The sequence below is a fragment of the Phytoactinopolyspora endophytica genome (genome assembly GCF_004138495.1).
GTDB classification, from domain to species: domain Bacteria; phylum Actinomycetota; class Actinomycetes; order Jiangellales; family Jiangellaceae; genus Phytoactinopolyspora; species Phytoactinopolyspora endophytica.
The window spans coordinates 4,129-9,190 of sequence record NZ_ML142853.1 but is presented as its reverse complement, the minus strand read 5'-3'; the positions used below and the strand labels follow the sequence as shown (position 1 = coordinate 9,190).

Below are 5,062 nucleotides of genomic sequence, written 5' to 3'. Positions count from 1 at the left end.
CGGCCGCGGGCCGAACGCCGGCGGTGGCGGTGGCGGTGGCAGCGGGATCGGTCGAGGTGGTCATGGCGGTCCTGTCGTCGTCAGGGAGGGAGCCGGGTGTCAGCCGACGCGGGCGGGGGTGAGGTCGTCGTCGATCGCGCTCAGGGTCGCCGCGGGCACGGTGGCGTGCGCGGCGAGGTCGAGCAGGCTCGCTCCGGTCGGGAGCGTGAGCGCCTCGGTGCGGGTGAGGTCGGGGGCGTGCCGCTCGACCACGGCACGGGCCGCCGGGTCGGCGAGCAGCTCGTGCAGCGGGGCCCGCAGGAACGCGGGGGCGCGCAGCTCGTCGGGGGCGGGCAGCGGCTCGGCGACGGCGGCCGCCCGCGCGGCGTGGTCCCGCGCGCGCAGGTGATCGCGGGCCACGGGCCCGGTCGCGGGCAGGCCGAGTCGCTCGTACTGGGAGGCGGGGGCTTCGCCCTCGCGCATCAGGCCCACCAGCAGGTTCGCCATGCGCAGCTCGGCGTCGTCGTCGACGACCGGACGGTCCTGGGCGGGGGCGGTCGCGAGGTCGAACAGCAGGGTGCCGTGGGCGTGCGAGTTGAGCCAGCCGGTGGCTGCAGGCACGCGCAGGGTGCGCAGTCCCTTGGTGAAGGCGAACGGCTCCGCGGGCTGCCAGTCCGCCAGCTCGTCGACGCCGAAGCGTCCCCGCATGTGGGTCGGCATGAGGGTGAAGTCCTCGAGGGGCGCGTTGGCGGCCGAGTCGGCGGCCCGCATGTACACCCAGCGGCCGTCGGTGACGTTGACGTGCCCGCCGTGGACGCCGAAGAGGGCGCCGTCGCGGATCCGCCGGTCGTCGTCGTCGAGCACCCCGGCCAGGTCGCGGCCCTGCATGTCCGTCGTCGGCTCCAGGTCGAAGAACCGCAGCATCGTGGGGGAGATGTCGATCGTCTGCGCGAGCGCGCCGCGGCGGGTGTCGCGGCCGCCGGTGCGCGGGTCCCACAGGAACATCGGCAGGTGCACCAGCTCGTTGAACCAGGGCTGCACCGACTTGGCCCACCAGCCGTGCTCGCCCAGCAGGAACCCGTGGTCGGTGTTGACGAGCAGCATCGTGTCGTCCCACAGGTCGTGGGCGTCCATAGCGTCGAGGACCCGCCCCAGGGAGCGGTCGCACATCGAGACCAGGGGCCGCGTACTCAGCGCGGGCGTGCTCGACCTGCGAGTCGGGCTCGGTGACCTTCTGGTACGCCGGCCAGTCGAACTCGGGGCCGTCGTAGTCGTGGGAGTACAGGTCCTTGTACCGCTGGTGGGTGAAGAACGGCTCGTGCGGGTCGAACAGCTCGATCTGCAGCATCCACCGGTCGGCGCCCGCGTTGGTCTCGAGGAAGTGCAGCCCGGCGTCGACGGTCAGGGTCTGGGAGTGCTCGGCCTCGGTGGGCATGTAGGAGCGGTTGACCTGGTCCTGGTAGCGCATTCGGCCACGCATCCCCTCGGGTGCGTCGCCCGCGACGACGCCCTTCCACGGGTCGCCCTCCTGCCCGCGGAAGAACTCCCAGGTGGTGTAGCGCGTGTGGTACGTGGCGCCGCCGTCCTCCCAGTAGTGCGGGTGGTCGGAGATCAGGTGGGTGTGCACGCCGGTCTCGCCGAGCAACTGCGGCATCGAGTCGTCGAACGGCTCGAGTGGGCCCCACGAGCGGTGCAGGAAGTTATGGCGGCCGGTGTGCATCTCGCGCCGGGCGGGCATGCACGGCATCGAGCCGGCGTAGAAGTTGTCGAAGGTGACGGCCTTCGACGCCAGGCGCGCGAAGTTCGGGGCGTCGACGACCGTGTCGGCGTAGGGAGCGAGCAGGTGCCGGTTGAGGCTGTCGAACATCAGGACGATGGCGCGCACGGGTGCTCCAGGGGTCTCGTTGCGACGGTGGTGGGGCTCAGCGGGTGGTGGTCGTGACGGTGGTCGCCGCGGGTTCGCCCGCCGGCTCGGCGGCGAGCCGGCACGCGGCGATGTGCGCGTCGATCGAGGCGGCGCCCTTGGCGTGGGACCACTCGAGCACAGTGTGGGCGAGGGCCTCGTCGTACGGGAGGGTCGAGGCGACGTCGGTGCTGCGGTCGCGGTTCCGGAACCGGGCGACCTGAGCCTGGCGCGCCTCGATCTCCGTGTCGAGGAGCCGCAGGACGTCGTCGCGGCACATGAACCCGGAGAAGGACAGCCGCACCATGAGCTCGGGGTCCTCGAAGCGGCTTGGCGGCTGGTACGGGCCGGTGAGCCGGTCGAGGAACACTGTCTCGCCCTCGGGTGAGACGTGGTAGGACTTGGCGTCCTGGGCGCCCGGCCGGGACTCGACCGCGTGCCAGACCCAGTCGCGCTCCTCCATCCGCGCGAGGCTGCGGTGCACCTGGCTCATCTGGGTGTTGGACCGCATGAACCGGCCGCTCGTGTCCATGAACTTCTTCAGGTCGTAGCCGGTCGAGGGCCGCCGGATCAGCACCCCCAGCAGGATGATCTCGAGCTTCATCGTCGTCTCCCTCGCCCGCTGCCGCGTGGCGTCGATCGGGTGCCGTCCATGGCACAAGTGGGATGGCACTGACCATGTCACAAGTGGAATGGGTGGGTCAACGGTCCGACGTGTCTCACGTACTTTGAGCGCGGCGGGAGGGTTGGTGCCTCACGACGGTCGTGCGCGCCCGAACACGCCGACGATATCGGCAACCCCGGACATGGCCAGCGGCTTACGCCGTGTCGGCAAATCTTGTGCATCAGTGACGCGACGTCTTCATCGTGAAGGAGGGTTACAGAAGAGTCGGCCCAACGGAGGGAAGCGATGCGGCCCTTCCGACACCAAGACCGCTGCACAGTTCCTCCGCTTGGGAGAATTTGGGGGATGATCTTGGAAGTCAGGCGGTGTCAGGCTAGGTGAGACCGCGTCAGCCTAGGCTTCTGAGCTGGTCGAAACGCCGGTCTCCCCAGCCGACGATGATGGCGGTTCATTATTCGGGACGAAGGCGCTCCGCTGCGCCGCCGTACCTTCCTGGCCGCCACGCTCGCCGCTGCCGCCGCGGCAAGTGGCGCGTGCGGATTCGGCGGCGACGGCGGCGACGACACCAGTGGCGGCGAGCCCCAGCGTGGTGGAACGCTGAAGCAATCTATGATGCCCGTCACCCACCTCGATCCCGCCGTGCAGGGGAACTCGTCGTTTGGGCAGATCCTCATGATCGGCCTGTGGGAAGGTCTCGTCGTCATCGACGCCGACGACCCGTCGCAGGTGCTCCCTGGAGCGGCCGAGTCCTGGGACATCTCCGACGACGGCCTGACCTACACCTTCCACCTGCGCGACAACACCAGATGGTCCAACGGCGACCCCGTCACCGCCGGCGACTTCGAATGGAACTGGAAACGCATCCTCACCCCCGGCGTCGCCGGCGAAGGATCGCCGTCGTTCAAGCCGACCACGTTGTCGGTCGTCGGCGCGGAGGCGTACTCGACCGGTGAGTCCGAAGATTTCTCAGCGGTGGGCGCGCGGGCGGTCGACGACGCCACGTTCGAGATCACCCTGGAAACGCCCGATCCCGACGCGGTGCTCAAACTGGCGCAGTACTTGGGGCTGCCGTTGCATCCGGCCACCGCGGAGGAACTCGGCGAGGCGTGGCTGGACCCGCAGAACTGGGTCAGCAACGGCGCGTACATACTCGACGACTTCCGCGTCAACCAAGGCGCCGTACTGCTCCCCAACGAGCACTACTGGGACGCCGACAACTATCATCTCGACCGCTGGGAAATCTCGTTCAACGACGGCGGCACCACCGCGGACCTGCTCTCCTACCAGCAAGGCGAGATCGACATCACCGGTCGTATCGAGGACGACCTAGAAGCAGTCACCAGCTCCGACGTCGCCGACGAGCTGGTTTCCTCGCCCACCAACCAGGTCCGCCAACTCGTGGTGATGAACAGCCATAACCCCGCCCTGCACGACGTCAGGGTGCGCCACGCGCTGGCGATCTCCATCGACCGGGAAGCGCTCGGCGAACTGGCCACGCCGGCCGTGGCCGGGCCGTCCCGCGTCCCCGAGGCCGTCCCCGGATACGACGAAGACGCTCAGATCCCGTTCGACCCGGACCAGGCCGCGACCCTGCTGGAGGAGGCGGGCTATCCCGGCGGCGAGGGCATGCCGACTGTCACCCTGCTCGACTTCCAGAACAGCCCCTGGGTCGAAGCGATCGCCCAGATGTGGCGAGACAACCTCGGTATCAACGCCGAACTCGACATTGTCGAGATCGGCGTCTACGGGGACAAGAGGGAGCAGGTCCACAACGAGAACTACACCGGCTTCTGGGTAATAATGTCGCGGTCAATCCGCCGAGCCTGCTGGCATTCGCAAAGAGCAATATACCCGCCAACCCGAACGTCCATGGAACAAACCTCGCGCCGCCGGACATCGCCGAAGAGGTGTTTCGAGCACGCGCAGACGGCGCGTCCGGCACAGAAGTACAAGAGATACTGGACCGAAATCGCCACCCGGAGATCGAAGACGCGCTTGAGCTCACCCGCGCTGCGGCCGCGGAAGAGGATCCAGATACCCAACACGAGCTACTGGTCCAGGCGGCAAGTGCGTGGAACGAAACGTACACCAACATCCCCGTCCTGTGGGGCGGCTACAACCTCCTCGTCAAGCCGCGAGTGCAAAACCTGCAGCCGTGGATCTACAGCTCCGTCTTCACCACTAAAGGTATCTACGTCGAGAACTAGAACCAGCTGACCTGAACACCCTGCTGTGTTGCAGTTCTAGGACGTGCCCTGTAGTCGCGACGATGTCAGCACGATGTGCTCCAAGCGGGACTTCACATCGGTCCGGCGGCACTATTTGCTGATAGGCGCGATGCCAGTCGGTTGTTGGTTCTGCCCATGTGTCGCAGTCGTCGCCCGTCTTGTGGGCCCAATGCCAAGCGTTGATGACACCGCATCGTGCAAGGACCGGGGCACCACACAAGGAGCAGCGGCCAGTGGCGCCTGGGGTGGGTTCGGTATCGGCTCCAGCTGCTGTGATCGCATATAACACTGCACTAGCTCACTTCCGTGGAAGCCGGACCATGCGCT

The 5,062-nt window shown here is 67.8% G+C and carries 4 protein-coding genes and 1 pseudogene; 1 reads left to right on the top strand and 4 read right to left on the bottom strand.

The window, feature by feature from the left end:
• Nucleotides 1-99 precede the first annotated feature (99 nt).
• From ELR45_RS42090 to ELR45_RS10860, 3 genes and pseudogenes are all read right to left on the bottom strand, one after another.
• Nucleotides 100-1,113, bottom strand: a complete 1,014-nt coding sequence (locus tag ELR45_RS42090; protein WP_420813871.1) for an alkaline phosphatase family protein — start codon at nucleotides 1,111-1,113, stop codon at nucleotides 100-102.
• A 187-nt stretch (nucleotides 1,114-1,300) separates the two neighbouring features.
• Nucleotides 1,301-1,846, bottom strand: a pseudogene (locus ELR45_RS42660) (sulfatase-like hydrolase/transferase); the annotation flags it as partial.
• Nucleotides 1,847-1,901: 55 nt separating this feature from the next.
• Nucleotides 1,902-2,486: a PadR family transcriptional regulator gene (locus ELR45_RS10860; RefSeq protein ID WP_129665912.1), complete on the bottom strand. Its 585-nt coding sequence runs from the start codon at nucleotides 2,484-2,486 to the stop codon at nucleotides 1,902-1,904.
• 633 nt (nucleotides 2,487-3,119) lie between these two features.
• Between ELR45_RS10860 and ELR45_RS10855 the strand changes: the two genes are divergently transcribed.
• A complete protein-coding gene (locus tag ELR45_RS10855) occupies nucleotides 3,120-4,724 on the top strand; it encodes a peptide ABC transporter substrate-binding protein (RefSeq protein WP_165367667.1) in 1,605 nt (534 codons plus the stop codon).
• Here ELR45_RS10855 and ELR45_RS42655 read toward each other — a convergent pair.
• Nucleotides 4,689-5,024: a competence protein CoiA family protein gene (locus tag ELR45_RS42655; protein ID WP_129665908.1), complete on the bottom strand. Its 336-nt coding sequence runs from the start codon at nucleotides 5,022-5,024 to the stop codon at nucleotides 4,689-4,691. The two genes, ELR45_RS10855 and ELR45_RS42655, sit on opposite strands and share 36 nt — an antisense overlap.
• Nucleotides 5,025-5,062 lie beyond the last annotated feature (38 nt).